19 protein-coding genes are annotated in these 20,293 nt (G+C 71.2%); 12 read left to right on the forward strand and 7 right to left on the reverse strand.

What is annotated here, in order from left to right; translation table 11 throughout:
• Positions 1–143: 143 nt before the first annotated feature.
• On the reverse strand, positions 144–425 hold the full coding sequence (locus tag V2W30_RS29950) for an HPr family phosphocarrier protein (RefSeq protein WP_338701347.1): 282 nt from the start codon (positions 423–425) through the stop codon (positions 144–146).
• Positions 426–614: 189 nt separating this feature from the next.
• Between V2W30_RS29950 and V2W30_RS29955 the strand changes: the two genes are divergently transcribed.
• The 4 genes from V2W30_RS29955 to V2W30_RS29970 all read left to right on the forward strand — a co-directional run bounded on the left by V2W30_RS29955 (position 615) and on the right by V2W30_RS29970 (position 6,000).
• Positions 615–3,437 (forward strand): GNAT family N-acetyltransferase, encoded by a 2,823-nt coding sequence (locus tag V2W30_RS29955; protein WP_338701349.1) that lies wholly within the window; start codon positions 615–617, stop codon positions 3,435–3,437.
• A gap of 79 nt (positions 3,438–3,516) precedes the next feature.
• Positions 3,517–4,104 carry a DUF5998 family protein gene (locus V2W30_RS29960; protein WP_338701350.1) on the forward strand — a complete coding sequence of 196 codons (588 nt, stop codon included), beginning with the start codon at positions 3,517–3,519 and terminating at the stop codon, positions 4,102–4,104.
• The gene (locus V2W30_RS29965; protein ID WP_338701352.1) at positions 4,104–5,291 is read left to right on the forward strand and encodes a nucleotide pyrophosphatase/phosphodiesterase family protein; all 1,188 of its coding nucleotides are present in this window, start codon (positions 4,104–4,106) and stop codon (positions 5,289–5,291) included. The genes V2W30_RS29960 and V2W30_RS29965 overlap by 1 nt, the downstream gene beginning before the upstream one ends.
• A gap of 61 nt (positions 5,292–5,352) precedes the next feature.
• Positions 5,353–6,000 (forward strand): thymidine kinase, encoded by a 648-nt coding sequence (locus V2W30_RS29970; protein WP_338701354.1) that lies wholly within the window; start codon positions 5,353–5,355, stop codon positions 5,998–6,000.
• 14 nt (positions 6,001–6,014) lie between these two features.
• Here the strand turns inward: V2W30_RS29970 and V2W30_RS29975 are convergent, their stop codons facing one another.
• Positions 6,015–6,791, reverse strand: a complete 777-nt coding sequence (locus tag V2W30_RS29975) for a VOC family protein (protein WP_338701356.1) — start codon at positions 6,789–6,791, stop codon at positions 6,015–6,017.
• Positions 6,792–7,074: 283 nt separating this feature from the next.
• On the opposite strand from V2W30_RS29975, the gene V2W30_RS29980 reads away from it, so the two are divergent.
• A complete protein-coding gene (locus V2W30_RS29980; protein ID WP_338701358.1) occupies positions 7,075–7,932 on the forward strand; it encodes a sulfurtransferase in 858 nt (285 codons plus the stop codon).
• A 183-nt stretch (positions 7,933–8,115) separates the two neighbouring features.
• On the opposite strand, the gene sepH is transcribed toward V2W30_RS29980, so the two are convergent.
• Positions 8,116–9,201, reverse strand: a complete 1,086-nt coding sequence (gene sepH, locus V2W30_RS29985) for a septation protein SepH (protein WP_338701359.1) — start codon at positions 9,199–9,201, stop codon at positions 8,116–8,118.
• A gap of 531 nt (positions 9,202–9,732) precedes the next feature.
• Here sepH and V2W30_RS29990 point away from each other — a divergent pair.
• Complete coding sequence (locus tag V2W30_RS29990) at positions 9,733–10,941, forward strand: hypothetical protein (RefSeq protein ID WP_338701360.1); 1,209 nt, start codon at positions 9,733–9,735, stop codon at positions 10,939–10,941.
• Between the two features lie 3 nt (positions 10,942–10,944).
• Here the strand turns inward: V2W30_RS29990 and V2W30_RS29995 are convergent, their stop codons facing one another.
• Entirely contained in the window at positions 10,945–12,273 is a 1,329-nt protein-coding gene (locus V2W30_RS29995; protein ID WP_338701362.1) for a D-arabinono-1,4-lactone oxidase, read from the reverse strand.
• Positions 12,224–13,477 carry an MFS transporter gene (locus tag V2W30_RS30000; protein ID WP_338701364.1) on the reverse strand — a complete coding sequence of 418 codons (1,254 nt, stop codon included), beginning with the start codon at positions 13,475–13,477 and terminating at the stop codon, positions 12,224–12,226. Before V2W30_RS30000 ends, V2W30_RS29995 begins: the two co-directional genes overlap by 50 nt.
• A gap of 115 nt (positions 13,478–13,592) precedes the next feature.
• Here V2W30_RS30000 and V2W30_RS30005 point away from each other — a divergent pair, with 115 nt between their 5' ends.
• Together V2W30_RS30005 and V2W30_RS30010 are read left to right on the forward strand one after the other, a co-directional pair.
• The gene (locus V2W30_RS30005; protein ID WP_338701365.1) at positions 13,593–14,732 is read left to right on the forward strand and encodes a ferrochelatase; all 1,140 of its coding nucleotides are present in this window, start codon (positions 13,593–13,595) and stop codon (positions 14,730–14,732) included.
• A gap of 9 nt (positions 14,733–14,741) precedes the next feature.
• Positions 14,742–15,539, forward strand: a complete 798-nt coding sequence (locus V2W30_RS30010; RefSeq protein ID WP_338701367.1) for an inositol monophosphatase family protein — start codon at positions 14,742–14,744, stop codon at positions 15,537–15,539.
• An 82-nt stretch (positions 15,540–15,621) separates the two neighbouring features.
• On the opposite strand, the gene V2W30_RS30015 is transcribed toward V2W30_RS30010, so the two are convergent.
• A complete protein-coding gene (locus V2W30_RS30015; protein WP_338701369.1) occupies positions 15,622–15,795 on the reverse strand; it encodes a hypothetical protein in 174 nt (57 codons plus the stop codon).
• 338 nt (positions 15,796–16,133) lie between these two features.
• Here V2W30_RS30015 and V2W30_RS30020 point away from each other — a divergent pair, with 338 nt between their 5' ends.
• From V2W30_RS30020 to V2W30_RS30035, 4 genes are all read left to right on the forward strand, one after another.
• Entirely contained in the window at positions 16,134–16,787 is a 654-nt protein-coding gene (locus V2W30_RS30020; RefSeq protein WP_338701370.1) for a response regulator transcription factor, read from the forward strand.
• Positions 16,788–16,794: 7 nt separating this feature from the next.
• The gene (locus V2W30_RS30025; protein WP_338701371.1) at positions 16,795–18,036 is read left to right on the forward strand and encodes a sensor histidine kinase; all 1,242 of its coding nucleotides are present in this window, start codon (positions 16,795–16,797) and stop codon (positions 18,034–18,036) included.
• 426 nt (positions 18,037–18,462) lie between these two features.
• A complete protein-coding gene (locus V2W30_RS30030) occupies positions 18,463–18,759 on the forward strand; it encodes a DUF4193 domain-containing protein (RefSeq protein WP_018535993.1) in 297 nt (98 codons plus the stop codon).
• Positions 18,760–18,772: 13 nt separating this feature from the next.
• On the forward strand, positions 18,773–19,774 hold the full coding sequence (locus V2W30_RS30035; RefSeq protein WP_338701390.1) for a hypothetical protein: 1,002 nt from the start codon (positions 18,773–18,775) through the stop codon (positions 19,772–19,774).
• 26 nt (positions 19,775–19,800) lie between these two features.
• Here V2W30_RS30035 and V2W30_RS30040 read toward each other — a convergent pair whose 3' ends face one another.
• Positions 19,801–20,247, reverse strand: a complete 447-nt coding sequence (locus tag V2W30_RS30040; protein WP_338701392.1) for a DUF3093 domain-containing protein — start codon at positions 20,245–20,247, stop codon at positions 19,801–19,803.
• Between the last annotated feature and the right edge of the window lie 46 nt (positions 20,248–20,293).

Raw genomic sequence — 20,293 nt, forward strand, 5'->3', positions numbered from 1 at the left:
GTAATTGATGCTGCCCATTGATTTCCGGTGCGCGCTTTCCCGTACGTGAATTCAGGTGCGGCCGGGGGGGAAAGTAAAACAGCGGAGCCGCGCGACCCCGGGGGGAATCGCGCGGCTCCGCTGTTATTGCTGAGATCGATGACTCAGACGGTCTCGGGAAGCTCCTCGAGTCCCTCGGCGACCAGCTTCGCCAGACGGTCGAGGGCGGCATCCGCACCCTCGGCGTCGGAGGCGAGGATGATCTCCTCGCCGCCCTGAGCGCCCAGGCCGAGCACCGCGAGCATGGAGGCGGCGTTGACCGGGTTGCCGTCGGCCTTGGCGATCGTCACGGGGACGCCGGACGCGGTGGCCGCGCGGACGAAGATGGAGGCGGGGCGGGCGTGGAGGCCCTCGGCCCAGCCGACGTTGACGCGGCGCTCAGCCATGTGATGCTGCCCTTCAGGTGTCTCACGGTTGTCTAGACCATTCTCACACACCGGCGAACGTGCTCGACGCGGACCCAGGTCCCCTGCGCGCACGGCCGTTCGGCCCTCCATAGCCTGCCTGCCCCACGCGCACGACGCGACCCGTACGACGAGCCCCCGCTTGTCGGTGGGCCGCCCTACCCTTGCGGCATGGAGACCCCGTCGGACCGGCACGCCTACCCCGCCCACTGGGAGGCCGACGTCGTGCTGCGCGACGGCGGCACCGCGCGGATCAGGCCGATCACCACCGAGGACGCCGAGCACCTGACCAGCTTCTACGAGCAGGTCTCGGACGAGTCGAAGTACTACCGCTTCTTCGCGCCCTACCCGCGTCTGTCCGACAAGGATGTCCACCGGTTCACCCATCACGACTACGTGGACCGCGTCGGACTGGCGGCCACGGTGGGCGGCGAGTTCATTGCGACGGTGCGCTACGACCGGATCAACGCGCAGGGCAGGCCCGCCTCCGCGCCGGCCGACGAGGCCGAGGTCGCCTTCCTCGTGCAGGACGCCCATCAGGGGCGTGGCGTGGCGTCCGCCCTTCTGGAGCACATCGCGGCCGTCGCCCGCGAGCGCGGCATCCGCCGGTTCGCCGCCGAGGTGCTGCCCGCCAACACCAAGATGATCAAGGTGTTCACGGACGCCGGATACACGCAGAAGCGCAGCTTCGAGGACGGCGTCGTCCACCTGGAGTTCGACCTGGAGCCCACGGAGGCGTCGCTCGCCGTGCAGCGCGCCCGGGAGCAGCGCGCCGAGGCCCGATCCGTGCAGCGCCTCCTCGCCCCCGGATCGGTCGCCGTGATCGGCGCGGGGCGTACACCCGGGGGAGTGGGCCGCAGCGTTCTCGACAACCTGAAGGACGCGGGCTTCACCGGCCGCATGTATGCGGTGAACAAGGCCTACCCCGAGGACTTCAAGGAGCTCGACGGCGTCCCCGCCCACCGCTCCGTCCGTGACATCGACCCCGCCGAGCCCGTCGACCTGGCCGTCGTCGCCGTCCCCGCCCCCGACGTCCCCGAGGTCGTCGCCGAATGCGGCGAACGAGGCGTACAGGGCCTCGTCGTCATCTCCGCCGGCTACGCGGAGAGCGGCGCCGAAGGCCGCGAGCGCCAGCGGGAACTGGTGCGCCAGGCCCGCACCTACGGAATGCGCATCATCGGGCCCAACGCGTTCGGGGTGGTCAACACCTCACCCGACGTACGGCTCAACGCCTCGCTCGCCCCCGAGATGCCCCGCCCCGGACGCATCGGCCTGTTCGCCCAGTCCGGCGCCATCGGCATCGCCCTCCTCGCGCGGCTCCAGCGGCGCGGCGGGGGAGTCACCGGCCTCACCGGCGTCTCCACGTTCGTCTCCGCGGGCAACCGCGCGGACGTCTCCGGCAACGACGTCCTCCAGTACTGGTACGACGACCCGGACACGGACGTCGCTCTCATGTACCTCGAATCGATCGGCAACCCGCGCAAGTTCACCCGCCTCGCCCGCCGCACCGCGGCCGCGAAGCCCCTCGTGGTCGTCCAGGGCGCCCGGCACAGCGGCATCGCCCCCACCGGGCACACCGTGCGCGCCACCCGCCTCCCGTACGCCACCGTCTCCGCGCTCCTGCGCCAGGCCGGCGTCATCCGGGTCGACACCATCACCGAACTCGTCGACGCGGGGCTCCTGCTGGCCCGCCAGCCGCTCCCGGCGGGCCCGCGCGTCGCCATCCTGGGCAACTCCGAATCGCTGGGTCTGCTCACGTACGACGTCTGTCTCTCCGAAGGGCTGCGGCCCAAGCCGCCCCGCGACCTCACCACCGAGGCCTCCGCACAGGACTTCCGTGCCGCCCTGGAGGACGCGCTCGCGGACGACAAGACCGACGCCGTCGTCGTCACCGCGATGCCGACCGTGGGGGAGGACCCGACCGAGGACGCCGAGCTGGCCGCCGCCCTGAGCGCGGCCGCCGCGACCGTGCCCACGAAGCCGGTGCTCGTCGTCCACGTGGAGCTGGGCGGCCTCGCCGAGGCCCTGTCCGCCGCGGCGAGCACCGGGCCCAACGCCCCGGGAGCGCAGCCCGCGGCCCGGCCCGCACCCGCCGCCGAGGACGCCCCCGGCACCACCCGGCGCCTCATCCCCGCCTACCCCGCCGCCGAGCGCGCCGTCCGCGCCCTGTCCGAGGTCGCCAAGTACGCCCAGTGGCGGCGCGACGCGGCGGAGCCCGGCAAGGTCCCCGAGTACGACGACATCGACGAGGCCGGGGCCGCCGCCCTCATCACCGAACTGCTCGCCGAGGAGGACGACCCGCGCGGCACGGAGCTCGCCCCGGACGCCGCCCGCGAACTGCTCGCCCGCTACGGCGTCGACGTACGCAGGACGCTGCCCGCCCCCGACCCCGACGAGGCCGCCGCGGCCGCGCGTGCGCTCGGCTACCCGGTGGCCCTGAAGACGACGGCCCCGCACCTGCGCCACCGCCCCGACCTCGGCGGCGTCCGCCTCGACCTCGCCAACGAAGGAGAGCTGCGGCGCGCCTACGAAGAGCTCGGGGAGCGGCTCGGGGCGCCCGCCGAGCTGCGGCCCGTCGTCCAGGCGATGGCACCGCGCGGCGTCGACACCGTCGTACGGGCCGTGATCGACCCGGCGGCCGGAGCCGTGCTCTCCTTCGGCCTCGCCGGCGCCGCGTCCGAACTGCTCGGCGACACCGCCCACCGTCTGATCCCGGTCACCGACCGGGACGCCCAGGGCATCGTCCGCTCCATCAAGACGGCGCCGATCCTCTTCGGCTGGCGCGGCTCCGCACCCGTCGACACGCCCGCGCTCGAAGAACTCCTGCAACGCGTGTCCCGCCTCGTCGACGACCACCCCGAGGTCGTCGGCGTCGCCCTCGAACCGGTCGTCGTGGCCCAGCACGGACTGTCCGTGCTCGGCGCGTCCGTCCGGCTCGCGCCCCCTCCCGCCCGCGACGACCTCGGCCCGCGAACCCTGCCCGTCGCGTACTGACCCGACCCGCCCGGAGCCCTCACGCAGAGTTATCCACAGGGGCAACGGCAGTCTCTTCCCGGGCCTTAGGATGGACCTCATGGCCAAGACCAGTACGACGACCCAAGGGTTGCGAGCGGCGATCGAGCGCAGCGGCTACTACCCGGCCCTCGTGGCCGAGGCGGTGGAGGCCGCGGTCGGCGGCGAACCCATGTCGTCGTACCTCGTGCACCAGGAGACCACGTTCGACGCGAACGAGGTCCGTCGTCATGTCACGGTCCTGGTCCTGACCGACACCCGCTTCATCGTCAGCCACACCGACGAGCAGGCGGCCGACACCACGTCCCCGACGCCGTACGCGACGACGTCCACGGAATCCGTGAAGATCGGCCGGATCTCCTCCGTCGTGCTCAGCCGCGTCGTCGCCAACCCGGAGAAGTACGTGCCGGGCACGCTGCCTCGCGAGGTCGTCCTCACCATCGGCTGGGGCGCCGTCTCCCGTATCGACCTGGAGCCCGCCGCCTGCGGCGACCCCAACTGCGAGGCGGACCACGGCTACACGGGCAGCTCCACCGCCGACGACCTGAGCCTGCGCGTCAGCGAGGCGGGCGACGGTCCGGAGACCGTGCGCCAGGCCCTCGCCTTCGCGCAGGCGCTCTCCGAGGCCACCGCGGACGCGGGACGCTGATGACGCAGGCCGCCTGGGACGACGTAGAGCCGCTGCCCGTCCACTCCGCTCCCGTCCCGGCGTACGGCTCCGGCTCCCTCGCCGACCTGCTGCCCACCCTCGGCGCCCACCTCGGCGTCCCCGACTGCACGGCCGCGATTCCGGAGCTCGCTCCGGTCGACCGCGCCTGCGTCTTCCTCATCGACGGCCTCGGCTGGGAGCAGCTGAAGGCCCACCCGGACGAGGCGCCCTTCCTGAGCTCGCTCATAGCGTCCTCACGCGGCGGCACCGGACAGCCGATCACCGCGGGATACCCGGCCACCACCGCGACCTCCCTCGCCTCGGTCGGTACGGGACTGCCGCCCGGCGCCCACGGCCTGCCCGGCTACACCGTGCGCAACCCCGACACCGGCGAGCTGATGAACCAGCTCCGGTGGAACCCGTGGACCAAGCCGCAGACCTGGCAGCCGTACCCGACGATCTTCCAGCGCGCCCACGACGCGGGCGTCCACACGGCGCAGGTCTCCGCGCCCGCCTTCCAGTCGACGCCGCTCACGAAGATCGCCCTCAGCGGCGGCACCTTCCACGGACGTCTGTCCGGCGAGGACCGCATGGACCTGGCCGCCGAGCAACTGGCGGCGGGGGACCGGTCGTTGGTCTACACGTACTACAGCGAGGTCGACGGCAAGGGGCACCGCTTCGGTGTCGACTCCGACCCCTGGCGCGGCCAGCTCATGTACGTCGACCGGCTCGCCCAGCGCCTCGCCGAGCAACTGCCGCCGCGCAGCGCGCTGTACGTCACGGCCGACCACGGCATGCTCGACATCCCCTTCGACGAGCAGTCCCGCATCGACTTCGACACGGACTGGGAACTGCGCGCGGGCGTGGCCCTGTTGGGCGGCGAGGGCCGCGCGCGCCACGTGTACGCGGTGCCGGGCGCGCAGAACGACGTCCTCGCGGTGTGGCGCGAGGTGCTCGGCGAGCAGTTCTGGATCGCGAGCCGCGACGAGGCGATCGCCGCGGGCTGGTTCGGTCCGCAGGTCGACCGGCGCGTGTACGAGCGGCTCGGTGACGTGATCGCCGCCGCCCGCGACGACGTGGTGATCATCGCGTCCGAGAACGAACCGAAGGAGTCGGCGATGGTCGGCAACCACGGCTCGATGACCCCGGTGGAACAACTGGTACCGCTGCTCGAAGTGCGCTCCTGACTCCGCGGCCCGCCCCCGCTCCTCCCTCCCGACCCCAGCTTCGAAAGGTGCTCGACTCCCCATGCCCGAGCTTGTGTTCTTCTCCGGAACGATGGACTGCGGAAAGAGCACCTTGGCGCTCCAGATCGAGCACAACCGTTCGGCACGGGGACTCAAGGGCCTGATCTTCACACGGGACGACCGCGCCGGCGAGGGCAAGCTGTCGTCGCGGCTCGGCCTGGTGACGGACGCGGTGGAGGCGGGCGCCGGGCTCGACCTGTACGCGTATGTGGTGGGGCAGTTGTCGCGGGGCGACAAGGTGGACTACGTGATCGTGGACGAGGCCCAGTTCCTCGCCACGGAGCAGATCGACCAACTGGCCCGCGTCGTGGACGACCTGGACCTGGACGTCTTCGCCTTCGGTATCACGACGGACTTCCGCACGCGTCTCTTCCCCGGCTCGCAGCGCCTGATCGAGCTGGCGGACCGGATAGAGGCGTTGCAGGTCGAGGCGATGTGCTGGTGCGGCGAGCGCGCCACGCACAACGCGCGCACGGTGGGCGGCGAGATGGTCGTCGAGGGCGCGCAGGTCGTCATCGGCGACGTGGACCGCCCGGCGGCCGAGGTCGGCTACGAGGTCCTGTGCCGCCGCCACCACCGCAAGCGCATGACCAGCGCCTCGGCGCACGCGGCGGCCCTGTCGCCGGACGTGCTGCCGGTGGGAGGCTGAGCGACGGGCAGGACCTAGTCCGTCCGCGACGTCACGAGCGCGAACTGCGCTCCCTCGGGGTCGGCCACCGTGGCCACCCGCCCGTACGAACCGTCGCGCGGCGGCTTGATCACATGACCGCCCAGGTCCGCGACCCGCTCCACGGCCTCGTCCACATCGGCGACCTCGAAGTACGTGATCCAGTACGCGCCGCGATCGCGCGGCAGGGCGTTCCCCACGCCGTGCACGGACGCCACCGGGTGCTCCTCCAGGAGCAGCGTCAGGTAGTCGAAGTCGGCGGAGACCACGGCCTCTTCGGCGTATCCGAAGACCGCCTGGTAGAACTTGCCGACGCTCGCCGTCTCCCGCGTCACCAACTCGTTCCACGCCACCGCGCCCGGCACCCCGGTCACCGCCATGCCCAGGTGCGCCGCGGCCTGCCAGACGCCGAACACCGCGCCCGCCGGGTCGGAGCCGATCGCCATCCGGCCCGCCTCGCCCGCGTCGAGCGGGCCGACGCCCACCGTGCCGCCGCAGTGCCGGACCGTCTCCGCCGTCGCGTCCACGTCGTCGGTGGCCAGGTACGGGGTCCAGGCGACCGGCAGGTGGCGGTCGGGCGGCAGCTGGCCGATGCCGGCCACTTCCTTGCCGTTCAGGAGCGCCCGCGCATACGGGCCGAGCTGCTGCGGCCCCGGCCTGAACTCCCAGCCGAACAGCGCCCCGTAGAACTCCTGGCTCGCCGTCAAGCTGTGCACCATCAGACTCACCCAGCACGGTGTGCCCGGTGCGCGCCGGGCTGCTGCCTCGGTCATCGTCACTCTCTCCTCGGACTCCTCTAACCAGGACCTTCGGCCCCGCACTCGGGGCCCCGCGTGTCGCATCACGCCCGTGCTGATGGTGGCACTCCGTGCCGCGCGGCGCTCCCTGGCCGCGCCGAATCCACCGGACTCCAGGCAGAGGATGCCCGATTCGGTGTTTCGCATGCGTTGCGACGCCATGACCCGACCGTGTCCGGTCGGTGCACGCTCGGTAGTCGATCGAGCACGCTAGCCGAACCGCGCCGCTCGTACCAGACCATGAGCAAGGATGGCCCTCATGAATGCCATCATCTCCGCATCCGAACTTGCGAGCGAGTTGGCGGGGGACACTCCGCCGGTGCTGCTCGACATCCGCTGGCAGCTGAGCGTCGCGAAGGCCGCTGGAGAGCCCGCTTTCGACGGTCGCGCCGAGTACGCCAAGGGGCACTTGCCGGGCGCGGTCTTCATCGATCTCGACGCGGAACTCGCAGGTCACGCGGGTCCGGGCGAGGGACGGCACCCGCTGCCCGATCTGGCGGACCTCGGGGCCGTGCTGCGCGCCGCGGGCGTCTCGGCCGACCGGGACGTCGTTGTGTACGACGGTGGACAGGGCTGGGCGGCCGCTCGCGCCTGGTGGCTGTTGCGCTGGACGGGGCATCCGTCCGTACGCGTCCTCGACGGCGGCCTCGCCGCCTGGGACGGTCCCCTGGAGACCTCCGCGCCGTCCCCGGAGCCCGGCACCTTCGAACCTGCACCGGGTGCCACCGGCCTGCTCGACGCGGACGCCGCGGCGGCCCTCGCCCGCTCGGGGCTGCTCCTGGACGCCCGCGCCGCCGAGCGCTACCGCGGCGACGTGGAGCCCATCGACCGCGTCGGCGGCCACATCCCGGGCGCGGTGTCGGCCCCGACCACGGAGAACGTGGCGGCGGACGGCCGTTTCCACTCCGCCGCCGAACTCGCCGACCGCTTCAAGTCCCTCGGCGCCACCGGCGATCCGGGTCAGGTCGGCGTCTACTGCGGCTCGGGCGTCTCCGGCGCCCATGAAGTCCTCGCCCTCGCGGTGGCGGGCATCGACGCCCAGCTCTACGTCGGCTCGTGGTCCCAGTGGTCGTCGGACGAGTCCCGCCCGGTAGCGACGGGTCCGGACCCCCAGTGACCCCGTCCCCGTACGTGGCCAGGGCCCACGCCGACTGACCGGCCCTGCCCCGGTACGCGGCCGGGGCCCGAGGCGGCTGAGCAGCTCTGCCCGTGAACGTGGCCGGGGCCCGCGCCGACTGAACGGCACGGGCCCCGGCCACGTACTACTGACTGCGCAGCACCGGGCGTGCCCGGCGGAGCGCTACTCCTGCTTCTTGCGCCGCGTGCCGAACACGATCTCGTCCCAGCTGGGCACCGCGGCCCGCCGGCCGGGGCGCACCCCGTCGGCCTCGGCCTGCCGGTCGGTGGTGCCGGTCAGACGGTCCCGGTGGCCCGCGACGGAGCGCGGCATCAGGACATCCGCGTACGCCGATCCGGCACCGGCCGACGCGGCGGGTGCCGCCGGCTCTTCCAACTCGGCTGCCGTGGACGGCTCGGGCTCCTCCGGCGGCGGCTCGGGAGCCGTCGTCGGACGGTCGGGCACGACGATGTCGCCGCGGTAACTGGGCACCGCCTCCAGGAGGCTGGTCAGCGAGTCGCGCTCCGAGGCGGAGGCGATCGCGGGCAGGTTCTCCTCGGGCGCCGGCGGGCCGACCTCCGGCGGCGGTGGCGTCGGACGCTCCAACTGCCGGTCCAGGGCACGGTCCAGCGGCCGGTCCCTGGGCAGCCGCGCGATGCGCGGTACGAACGGGAACGTGGGTTCGGGCGCACCGATGTCGTCGGACTCGCCGATCAGCGAGCGCGCCTCGTCGTCCACGGCCTGGACGAGCCTGCGGGGCGGGTCGTAGGTCCAGCTCGCCGAGTGCGGTTCGCCCGCGACGCGGTACACGAGCAGGACTTCCCAGGTGCCGTCGTCGCGGCGCCAGGAGTCCCACTGGACGGTTTCCTTGTCGGCGCCGCGCAGCAGGAGTCGCTCCTGCACCGCCTCGCCGAGCTGGGGGCCGGTGTTCTCGCCGGGACGGCGCACGGGGGTCTTCCTGGCCCGCTCGGCCATGAAGGCACGCTCCGCGAGCACGGGGCCCTCGAAGCGGCGTACACGATCGACCGGGATGCCCGCGAACTGGGCGACCTCCTCGGCGGAGGCGCCGGCCCGTATGCGCGCCTGAATGTCGCGCGGGCGGAGGTGGCTCTCCACCTCGATCTCGATCTGGCCGAGACGCGGACGGTCGCCGCGCACGGCGGCCCGGAGGCGCTCGTCGATCGGAAGCGTGTACTCCGTGCTGTCCGCAGCCTTCAGCACCAGCCGTGTGCCGTCGTTAGAGACGGCCACGACACGCAGTTCGGGCATGGGGACCTCCCGGGTGGTGCCTGCCGACGTCACGTGCGTCGCTGCTTCCGCTAGTCGAGTGTGGCCTGCCCGGGTGCAGCCTGCCACAACCTTGCCGAGTTGCCCGGCGTGTCGGGCATCGACCCGAGAGCGCCGTTATGGCACGGTTACCTATTCGCAACGCTAAGTGACCGAGTACGTCACCCTGTGCAACGAGCCCCCTCCCGGCGGTCCTGGAAGGCCCCGGACACCCTGGCGGGAGACCGGACCCAGGGCTCGCAACAGTACTCCATTCGGGCCACTTGCGTGGATCGGCACGCCGCCGAACTTCTCACGGGGAACGGGAGTTGGGTACGGGGCATGGGCCGCCGGCGTCCGATTCGCGGGAGATGCGCGTGGCGTGCTTCACGGAATCTCCAGAACCGGAACCATTCGCTTCGGCTGTACGTCCCTTTCTCGTGTGACACGGGAAGTTTCACGTAGTCTCGTGAGCTTCGCCGTGAAACAGGCGCGATGTCAGGATGTGTCGAGAAAGGCAGGCAAGGTCCGGAAATGGGCGAGAAGCCGGAGAACTCCAAGGACGGTCAGGGCGAGCCCGAGGAGAAGAAGCGGCTGGATCTGAGCGTGCCCCAGGTGGCGGGCAGTGCGGTCGCCGCCGTCGTGGCCGCGAAGCTCGCCTCCAGCTTCGGGGTCTACGGAACGATTCTGGGTGCCGGTCTGGTCAGCGCCCTCGCGACCTGTGGCGGCACGGTCTTCCAGCACTTCTTCAAGCGCACCGGCGAGCAGATACGCGACGTCGCGGTGCACACCAAGCCGAAGGCACGCCAGGTCCCGGTCACCGCCGACGGGCGCCCGGTGCCGCGCACCTTCCGCTCGGACGACGCGATGGACGCCACGAAGGCCATGGCCACCGGTGCCAGGCCGCCGGCCGCGCGACCCGCCACCGGGGCGCTGCCGACGACCACGACCTGGGGCACACCGCCGGCGGCGGAGCAGCAGATATCCGTCGACCGGCACATGTCCGACGACGCGGGGACCCAGCTCCTGGACACCGGCGCGGTGGCCGACCTGCTGCCCGACACGTTCGAGAAGACCCAGCTTCTGGACACGACCGACCCCGAGAAGACCCGATTCCTGGGCACGGTCGACCCCGAGAAGACGCAGCTCCTGCGGTCCGACGCCGTCGACGAGGCCACGCGCCTGCTGCGGCCCGCGAGTGAGCCGTCCCAACCCCCGCTCCCGTCCGAGGAGTTCACCGACGGGACCGTGCACCGCACGCGCATGAAGAGCTGGAAGCGGCCGCTGATCGCCGCCGCCGTCGTGTTCGGCGTGACCATGGGCGGCATCACCACGTACGAGCTGGTGTCCGGGCAGAGCTTCAGCGGGGACAGCGGCAGCACGACCTTCCACGACGCCTTCTCCGGCCGTTCGTCCTCCGGTGGCGACGATCCGACGCCCAGCACCTCGCAGACGCCCTCCGGGGACAGCAGCACGGGCTCGGACGACGGCTCGCGGCAGAACGGCGACGACTCGTCCACGGACGGCAGCACGGCGCCCACGCCGACCCCCAGCGACGGCACCGGCACCGGGTCCGACACGGGCTCCGACTCTGACAGCGGTTCCGGCGGCGACTCCGGTGCGGACTCCGGGGACAGCGATACGACACCGACCCCGACGCCTACGCCGACCCCCTCGCAGAGCACGGGTTCGGGCGCGGACACCGGGTCCGGCAGCGGCTTCGGGGAGACCCCGGCCGAGTAGCGGTCAGTCGCCGAGGACCCGGCGCAGGTAGGCGTTGCCGAACAGCCGGTCCGGGTCCAGGCGGTCGCGCAGCGCCGTGAACTCGCCGAAGCGCGGGTAGACCCGCGCGAAGTACTCGGCGTCGCGCGTGTGCACCTTGCCCCAGTGCGGGCGGCCCTCGTGGGCGGTGAAGATCTGCTCGGCCGCCGTGAAGTACCGCTGGTACGGGGTGCCCTTGTACATGTGGACCGCGATGTACGCGCTGTCGCGGTCGGCCGCCGTGGACAGCGCGATGTCGTCGGCCGGGGCCGTGCGGACCTCCACGGGGAAGCTGACGCGCAGATTCGAGCGGTCCACCATGGACTTCAGCTCGCGCAGCGTCTCCACCAGGGCCGCGCGCGGAACCGCGTACTCCATCTCCACGAAGCGCACGCGGCGCGGAGATGTGAAGACCTTGTAGGGAATGTCCGTGTACGTGCGGGCGGACAGCGCCTTGCTGGAGATCTTGGCGATCGTCGGGATCGTGGCGGGCACGGCGCGGCCCAGCGAATTGACTGCCTGGAACAGACCGTTGGAGAGGATCTCGTCCTCCCAGATGCCACTGAGCCGGGAGACCGGCGCCTCGGGTCCCGCGCTGCGGTTGTTGCGCTTGGTGTTGCAGTTGCCGGTGTGCGGGAACCAGTAGAACTCGAAGTGCTCGTTCTCGGCGTGCAGCTCGTCGAAGTCGGCGAGGACCTTGTCGAAGGTCATCGGCTCCTCGCGCGCGGTGAGCAGGAAGACCGGCTCCACGGCGAAGGTGATCGCGGTGATGATGCCGAGCGCGCCTAGGCCGATGCGGGCGGCGGCGAAGACCTCGGGGTTCTCCTTCTCGGAGCAGGTGATCAGTTCACCGCTCGCGGTGACGAGTTCGAGTCCCTTGATCTGAGCGGCGATGGAGGCGGAGTCGCGGCCCGTGCCGTGGGTGCCGGTGCTCGTGGCGCCGGAGACGGTCTGCTCCATGATGTCGCCCATGTTCGTGAGCGACAGGCCCTCGCGGGCCAGGGCCAGATTGAGTCGCTTGAGCGGCGTACCGGCCTCGACCGTGACGGTGCCGTTCTCACGGTCGATATCGCGGATACCGGTCAACAGTTGAGGGCGTATCAACACCCCGTCGGTCGCCGCAGCCGCCGTGAACGAGTGGCCGGTGCCGACCGCCTTCACCTTCAGGCCGTCCTGTGCGGCCCTGCGGACGGCCGCGGTGAGTTCTTCCACGGACGCGGGCGTCACCTCGCGCACCGGGCGGGAGACGACGTTCCCCGCCCAGTTACGCCACGCTTCGCTGCTCTTCGTGCTGCCCGTCTGCGCCGTGCTCATCGGTAGGTCCTCCCCGCTGCGGAACCGGCTGCTTCAGCCGGCGGTAGCCGAGGAACGCAACCAGGACCGCGACGATGCCGGAGACCCCCGGCACCCCGTACCCGGCCCGCGCACCGTAGGCGTCGATCACCCACCCGGCCACGGAGGAACCGAGCGCGACCCCGACCGCGAGCCCGGTGCTCACCCACGTCATGCCCTCGGTCAGTTTCGCGCGTGGTACGTGCTGCTCGACGAGGGCCATCGTCGTGATCATCGTCGGCGCGATGGACAGGCCCGCAACGAAGAGCGCCACGGCCAGAAACGGCAGGTTCCCGACCAGTTGGAGGGGGATCATACTCACGGCCATCGCGACGACACCCACCAGCCACCTGGGGGCGGGCGCCCCCTTGAAGTGCAGCAGGCCGAACACGGCGCCCGCCACGCAGGAGCCGGCCGCGTAGATCGCGAGCACCACACTGGCCATCGACTTGTGACCCTGCTCCTCCGCGAAGGCCACCGTCACCACGTCGACCGCTCCGAAGATCGCGCCGGTCGCCACGAAGGTCGCCACCAGGACCTGCAACCCGCGCGCGCGGAGCGCCGATCCGGCACCCTGCTGCTCCCGGGGGTGCGGGGCGGGTTCCGTGGCCCGCTGCGAGGTCAGCCAGAAGACACCGACCGCGAGGAAACAGCCCGCGAGGAGAGGCCCCGCCTCCGGGAACCACGCCGTGGAGAGACCGATCGAGATGATCGGCCCGAAGATGAAGCACACCTCGTCGATCACGGACTCGAAGGAGTACGCGGTGTGCAGCTGCCGCGGGGTGTCCCGGTACAGGACCGCCCACCGCGCGCGGATCATCGAGCCCACACTGGGCACACAGCCGATGAACGCCGCACACAGGAAGAGCGTCCAGTCCGGCGCTTTGTACGTGGCGCACAGCAGGAGCGCGGAGACCGCGGCGAGCGAGACGAGGGTCGCCGGGCGCAGCACGCGCCGCTGCCCGTGCCGGTCGACGAGGCGGGAGATCTGCGGCCCGATCGCGGCGGCGGACAGCGCCACCGTCGCCGACAGGGCGCCGGCGAGGCCGTAGCGGCCGGTGAGCTGCGAGACCATCGTGACGATGCCGATGCCCATCATCGACAGGGGCATCCGGCCCAGGAACCCGGCCACCGAGAAACTCTTGGTCCCGGGCAGGGCGAATATGGCGCGGTAGGGGCTGGGCAACGGGACTCCGACAGGAACAGTAAGGCGTGAACTCGGCTGACACAGCTTACGCGTGTCCCAGTTCGACGGCATGGCGGTTTTCCGCCTGTCAGTGACGGGTGGCAGGATCGAACACATGCCAGAAGCGCCCGCCCCCACCTCCGACGCCCGCCCCTACGACGCCCTGCTGCTGCTCTCGTTCGGAGGCCCCGAGGGCCCCGACGACGTGGTCCCGTTCCTGGAGAACGTGACACGCGGCCGCGGCATCCCCAAGGAGCGGCTCAAAGAAGTAGGCCAGCACTACTTCCTGTTCGGCGGGGTCAGCCCGATCAACGACCAGAACCGGGCCCTGCTCGACGCCCTGCGCAAGGACTTCGCCGACCACGGCCTCGACCTGCCGGTGTACTGGGGCAACCGGAACTGGGCGCCGTACCTGACCGACACCCTGCGCGAGATGGTCGCCGACGGTCATCGCCGCATCCTCACTCTCGCGACCAGCGCGTACGCCTCGTACTCGGGCTGCCGCCAGTACCGCGAGAACCTGGCGGACTCCCTCGCCACCCTGGAAGCGGAGGGCCTGGAGCTGCCGGCGGTCGACAAGCTGCGGCACTACTTCAACCACCCCGGCTTCGTACGGCCCATGGTCGACGGCGTCCTGAAGTCCCTCGCCGACCTCCCCGAGGACGTACGGGACGGCGCTCACATCGCCTTCACCACGCACTCCGTACCGGACGCCGCTGCCGACACCTCCGGGCCCGTCGAGGATCACGGCGACGGCGGCGCGTACGTGAAGCAGCACCTCGACGTCGCGCGGATCATCGCTGACGCGGTGCGCGAGGAGACCGGCGTCGAACATCCCTGGCAGCTCGTCTACCAGTCGCGCTCCGGAGCTCCGCACATCCCGTGGCTGGAGCCCGACATCTGCGACCACCTGGAGGAGCGGCACGCCGCCGGTGTGCCGGCCGTCGTCATGGCGCCCATCGGCTTCGTCTCGGACCACATGGAGGTCATGTACGACCTCGACACCGAGGCCACCGCCAAGGCCGCCGAGCTCGGCCTCCCGGTGCGCCGCTCCGCGACCGTCGGCGCGGACCCGCGCTTCGCCGCCGCCGTCCGGGAGCTGGTCCTGGAGCGGGCCGCCGTCGAGTGCGGCGCGCAGGTCACGCCCTGCGCCCTGGGCGCCCTCGGCGCGAGCCACAACGTGTGCCCGGTGGGCTGCTGCCCGGCCCGCGCGCCCAAGCCCGCCGCCGCGGGCGCCGACAGCCCGTACGCGTAAGGACGCCAGATGACCGACCTGAAGGCAGAGCTCCTCGACGTCGCCCTGGAAGCGGCCGCCCGCGCGGGGGTCTTCCTGCGCGACGGCCGCCCGGCCGACCTCGGGGTCGCCGCCACCAAGACCAGCGCCGTCGACGTCGTCACCGAGATGGACATCGCGTCCGAGAAGCTGATCACCGACTACCTGGCTGAGCGCCGCCCCGACGACGGCGTCCTCGGCGAGGAGGGCGCGAGCGCCCAGGGCACCAGTGGCGTCGAGTGGGTGATCGACCCCATCGACGGAACGGTCAACTACCTTTACGGGCGCCCCGATTGGTCCGTCTCCATCGCGGCCCGCAAGGACGGCGAGACGCTCGTCGGCGTCGTCGCGGCGCCGATGCGCGGCGAGACGTACCGCGCCGTCCTCGGTGGCGGCGCCCATGTGAACGACCGTCCCGCGCGCGTGCGCGTGGCGCCCCCGTTCGAACAGGCCCTGGTCGGCACCGGCTTCGGCTACCTGGAGTCCCGCCGCGTCCACCAGGCCGACGTCGTACGGCAGCTCGTGCCGCGCGTGCGGGACATCAGGCGGGGCGGCTCCGCGGCCATCGACCTGTGCGACGTGGCGCTGGGCCGCATGGACGCGTACTACGAACGCGGCCTGAATCCTTGGGACTTCGCGGCCGGCGACCTCATCGCGCGGGAGGCCGGCGCGCTGACCGGCGGCCGTCCCGGCGAGCCGGTCTCGCCCGAGCTGACGATCGCCGCGCCCCCCGGCCTCTTCCAGCCACTCCAGAACTGGCTGGAAGAGCTCGGCGCCTGGCACGACTGAGCCCCGCGACCCCCGAGGGCACACGAAAGGGCCCCGGCACCTGCCTGGATCGAACAGGTGCCGGGGCCCTTCGCTGTACCCGTCAGACGCTCGAGGCGTGGATCTCCACGCCGTGCTCGGCGGCAAGGCGGTGGAGGTCGTCCAGCTCGCCCTGCTCGACCTCGGCAAGGAAGTCGTCGCCGGTCTCGCGCGCCCGCGTCAGGTCGGTCTCCGCCGCCCTTATGCGCTGCAGCAGTCCTGCGGTGAATGCGTCCATGGTTGCGCCCCCTCGTCCTGGGTCGTGGGTCGGTGGCACGGGGGTGTGCCCGGTGGAAGGGGCGATCACGAATCGAGCCGCCCTGCGGGAAGCGAACTCGACAGCGGCTCGTGGCATGCCACATACAAAGCGTGATCGCGGGTGTACAGCCGTCCTCCCCAGGGTCCCTTCCACAGAAACCTCAACGCCTTGAGAAATCCGGCATTCCCGGGACGCCTGGCCGCCTTACAGCCGGTTTATGGCCGAAAGGGGCAGGATGGAGGCTCACACCCCATGACACGACCCGCCCGCGTGCGCCCGAACGCTGCCCGTGGGTGACCAGAGGAAGGACAAGCGACGTGCGCGTACTCGTCGTCGAGGACGAGCAGCTGCTCGCCGATGCGGTGGCCACCGGACTGCGCCGGGAGGCCATGGCCGTCGACGTCGTGTACGACGGTGCGGCCGCCCTCGAGCGCATCGGCGTCAACGACTACGACGTGGTCGTCCTCGACCGTGACCTGCCGCTCGTGCACGGCGACGACGTCGCCCGCAGGATCGTCGAGCTGGGCATGCCCACCCGCATCCTGATGCTGACCGCCTCCGGCGACGTCAGCGACCGCGTCGAGGGCCTGGAGCTGGGCGCCGACGACTACCTCCCCAAGCCCTTCGCGTTCAGCGAGCTGACGGCCCGTGTGCGGGCCCTCGGACGCCGTACGAGCGTGCCGCTGCCGCCCGTCCTGGAGCGCGCCGGCATCAAGCTCGACCCGAACCGCCGCGAGGTGTTCCGGGACGGCAAGGAGATCCAGCTCGCCCCCAAGGAGTTCGCCGTCCTCGAAGTGCTGCTGCGCAGCGAGGGCGCCGTGGTCTCCGCGGAGCAGCTCCTGGAGAAGGCCTGGGACGAGAACACGGACCCGTTCACGAACGTCGTCCGTGTCACCGTCATGACCCTGCGCCGCAAGCTCGGCGAGCCCGCCGTCATCGTCACGGTCCCCGGCTCCGGCTACCGGATCTGATCCCTCCATGGCCACCACACCGGCGCCGCCCAAGGCGCCACCGAAGCCGACCTGGAAGCCGGGAGCGCCGGTCGAACCGCCCTTCCCCTGGCTGCGCCCCACCATCCGCATACGGCTCACGCTGCTCTACGGCGGCATGTTCCTCATCGCGGGCATCCTGCTGCTGTCGATCATCTACCTGCTCGCGGCCCAGGCCCTGAACGTCGGCAGCGAGCTACCGTTCAAGATCGTCGAAGGCACCGTCTCCAGCAACACCTGCAACATCCCGGACGGCACCAAGCTCCCCGCCAGCGAGCTGAACGACGTGCTGAGCAAGTGCGTCAACGACCAGCGCCAGCACGCCCTCGACGTGCTCCTGAGCCGCTCCCTGATGGCGCTGCTCGGCCTCGCGATCATCGCCTTCGCCTTCGGGTACGCGATGGCGGGACGCGTCCTGTCCCCGCTGGGCCGCATCACGCGCACCGCCCGCCGGGTGGCCGGAACGGACCTCTCGCGCCGGATCGAACTGGACGGCCCTGACGACGAGTTGAAGGAGCTCTCGGACACCTTCGACGAGATGCTCGACCGACTTGAGCGGGCGTTCACGGCGCAGCAGCGCTTCGTGGGCAACGCGTCGCACGAGCTGCGCACCCCGCTCGCGATCAACCGCACGCTCCTGGAGGTCCACCTCTCCGACCCGGGCGCCCCGGTGGAGCTCCAGCAGCTCGGCAAGACGCTGCTCGCCACCAACGAGCGCAGTGAGCAGCTTGTGGAGGGCCTGCTGCTGCTCGCCCGCAGCGACAACCAGATCGTCGAGCGCAAGCCCGTGGACCTGGCCGAGGTCGCCTCCCAGGCGCTCGACCAGGCCCGCGCGGAGGCCGACGAGAAGGGCGTGGAGATCCGCGGCGAGCGCAAGGAAGCGGTCGTCCAGGGCAACGGCGTCCTCCTGGAACGCATCGCGCTGAACCTCGTACAGAACGCGATCAGGTACAACGTGCCGGAGGGCGGCTGGGTCGAGGTCGACACCGAGGCGCAGCACGGCCAGGCGGTCCTCGTGGTCGCCAACACGGGCCCGGTGGTCCCCGCGTACGAGATCGACAACCTCTTCGAGCCGTTCCGGCGGCTGCGCACCGAGCGCACCGGGAGCGACAAGGGCGTCGGTCTCGGTCTGTCCATCGCCCGGTCCGTCGCGCGCGCCCACGGCGGGCGCATCGCGGCCGAGCCACGCGAGGGGGGTGGGCTCGTGATGCGGGTCACCCTGCCGATCTAGGCCGATCCGACGTGCGGCGGCGGGACTGATCTGAGATGCTTCCGCCGACGCGCTGCGGAGTTCGCTTTTAGCGGAATTTTCGGGACCTGCGCCTACGGAGATCGTGTGTGATCGATCACATGGGCGAATTTTCCGGAATCCACTCTCCGTGATCGCAAAAGCCGTCGGAAAGCCGGGAAAATCCGGGTTTTCGGGCAGCTTGATCACGGGAAGTACACGGGGTGGCGCCCGTGCAGTGCGGCATTCGGACCGTGTACGGTCCGCTTCGCCACTCCAGCCGATCACTCGTGAGGGATCCGGTTGGGTGTCGATTGAGTAACAGACCTTGATGTGAGGCAAAATCTCCGCCTCAGGTCGGGCACAAGTCCGGCCTCTCATGCGTTACGTGCGCTGAGACACCGCCTACACCCAGAGGGGGAGAGCGACATGGCAACGGATTACGACACCCCACGCAAGACCGATGACGACCTCAACGAGGACAGCATCGAAGAACTGAAGTCGCGGCGTAACGACAAGTCCGCGTCGAACGTCGACGTGGACGAGTTCGAGGCGGCCGAGGGCCTGGAGCTTCCGGGCGCCGACCTCTCGAACGAGGAGCTCGCCGTTCGTGTCCTGCCCAAGCAGCAGGACGAGTTCACCTGCATGAGCTGCTTCCTGGTGCACCACCGCAGCCAGCTTGCGCGGGAGAAGAACGGGCAGCCGATCTGCCGCGACTGCGACTGAGGCAGGGTCGGGCATGACTGGCTCGACCCCGCCCTGGAAGCGCCGCCCCCGGAAACACCTCCGAGGTGCGGCAGAAGGCCCGTCAGAGGCCGTGCGTGACGACGAGCGAGGCTCTTCCGACCCCGGAGCAGCCTCGCTCGAACCGGCACATCGGTACGAGCACGGTGAGACGGGCGCCCCGGCGCCTGCCGACGTCGTACTTCACGACGCCGACACGGCGGCCGTGGGGGACGACGCGCGGCCGGCCAGGCGGCGCGTCGACGCCGTCAAGGACGGCGTACGCAAGGGCGGCAGTGCCGCCAGAACGGGGATACGCAAAAGCGGCGTCATCGCGAAGACAGGCATGGTCAAGGGCGGCGCCGCCGCCCGGACCGGGTTCGGTCATCTCGCCGACCGGATCATCGACATCGCGCCGCGGGTCCCCGTACGGGACCTCGCGACGCTCCGCAGACACTTCCCGGGCCTGGGGCCCGAGGAGATCGCGGACAAGCTGGTCGCCGGCGCGGCCAACGCCTCGTCCACGGTCGGCGCCGGGATCGGGGCCGCGGCGATGCTCCCCGTACCGCCCGCGATGCCGACCGAACTGGCCGCGGAGGTCACCGGTGTGGCGGCGATCGAGCTGAAGCTCATCGCCGAGCTGCACGAGGTGTACGGGGTGCGCCCGCCCGGCACCATCAAGGACCGCAGCAGCGCCTATCTGACCTCGTGGACGCAGGAGCGGGGCATCGACGTCGCCAAGCCGATGTCGGTCAACGCGGCGCTCGGCGGGCAGATGAAGCGCGAGCTGCGCCAGCAGATCATGAAGCGCACGATGCGCAATCTGCCGAGCCTGACGCCGTTCATGATCGGCGCCGCCGTCGGGGCGACCATGAACCGCAGGGACACCAAGAAACTCGCCGACCGCGTCCGCAAGGACCTGCGGGGCATGCAGGTGCCCTGGGACCAGCTGTCCGGACTGGCACCGCTGGAGACCCCGAAGGACGCCCTGGAGATCGAGGGCGGGACCGAGGGCTGAGCCCCCGCTGTCGCGGCCCCGCGGCCTCAGGCGCCGAGAGCCTTTGCCAAAGCTTCAGGTTCGCGGGTCGACACGTACACGTACGGGGTCGGGTCCGTCGGATCCGTGATCTCGGCCCGGATCGCCGTCGGGACGTAGCTGCGCAGAAGCATGAACGCGCGCGGGTCCGCCTTGTACGTGCGCCAGGCGCGGGCCTCCTCCGCGTCCAGGATCTCCACCGGGCCCAGCGCGGACAGCGGGATCCTCGCGTCGCCCGCGACCAGCGAGTCCGCCACGACACGGACCCGGATCGAGCCGTACGAGCTGGTGATCACGGCCGCCACCAGGAGGCCGCCGACGAAGCCGCCGAGCAGCGGGAGCGTCCCGAAGGGCAGCAGGATCAGCCCGCCCGCGACGCCCACGAGGAAGGTCACGAGCCACCAGGAACGGGGCGCGGTGAGGCGTTCTTCGTAAGGCGTCGTCGAGAGGTCCATGCGGACAAGCTTGGCACGATGCGTGAAGCCATAGGACGCGCGGGTA

The sequence above is a fragment of the Streptomyces sp. Q6 genome, assembly GCF_036967205.1.
Classification (GTDB): domain Bacteria; phylum Actinomycetota; class Actinomycetes; order Streptomycetales; family Streptomycetaceae; genus Streptomyces; species Streptomyces citrinus.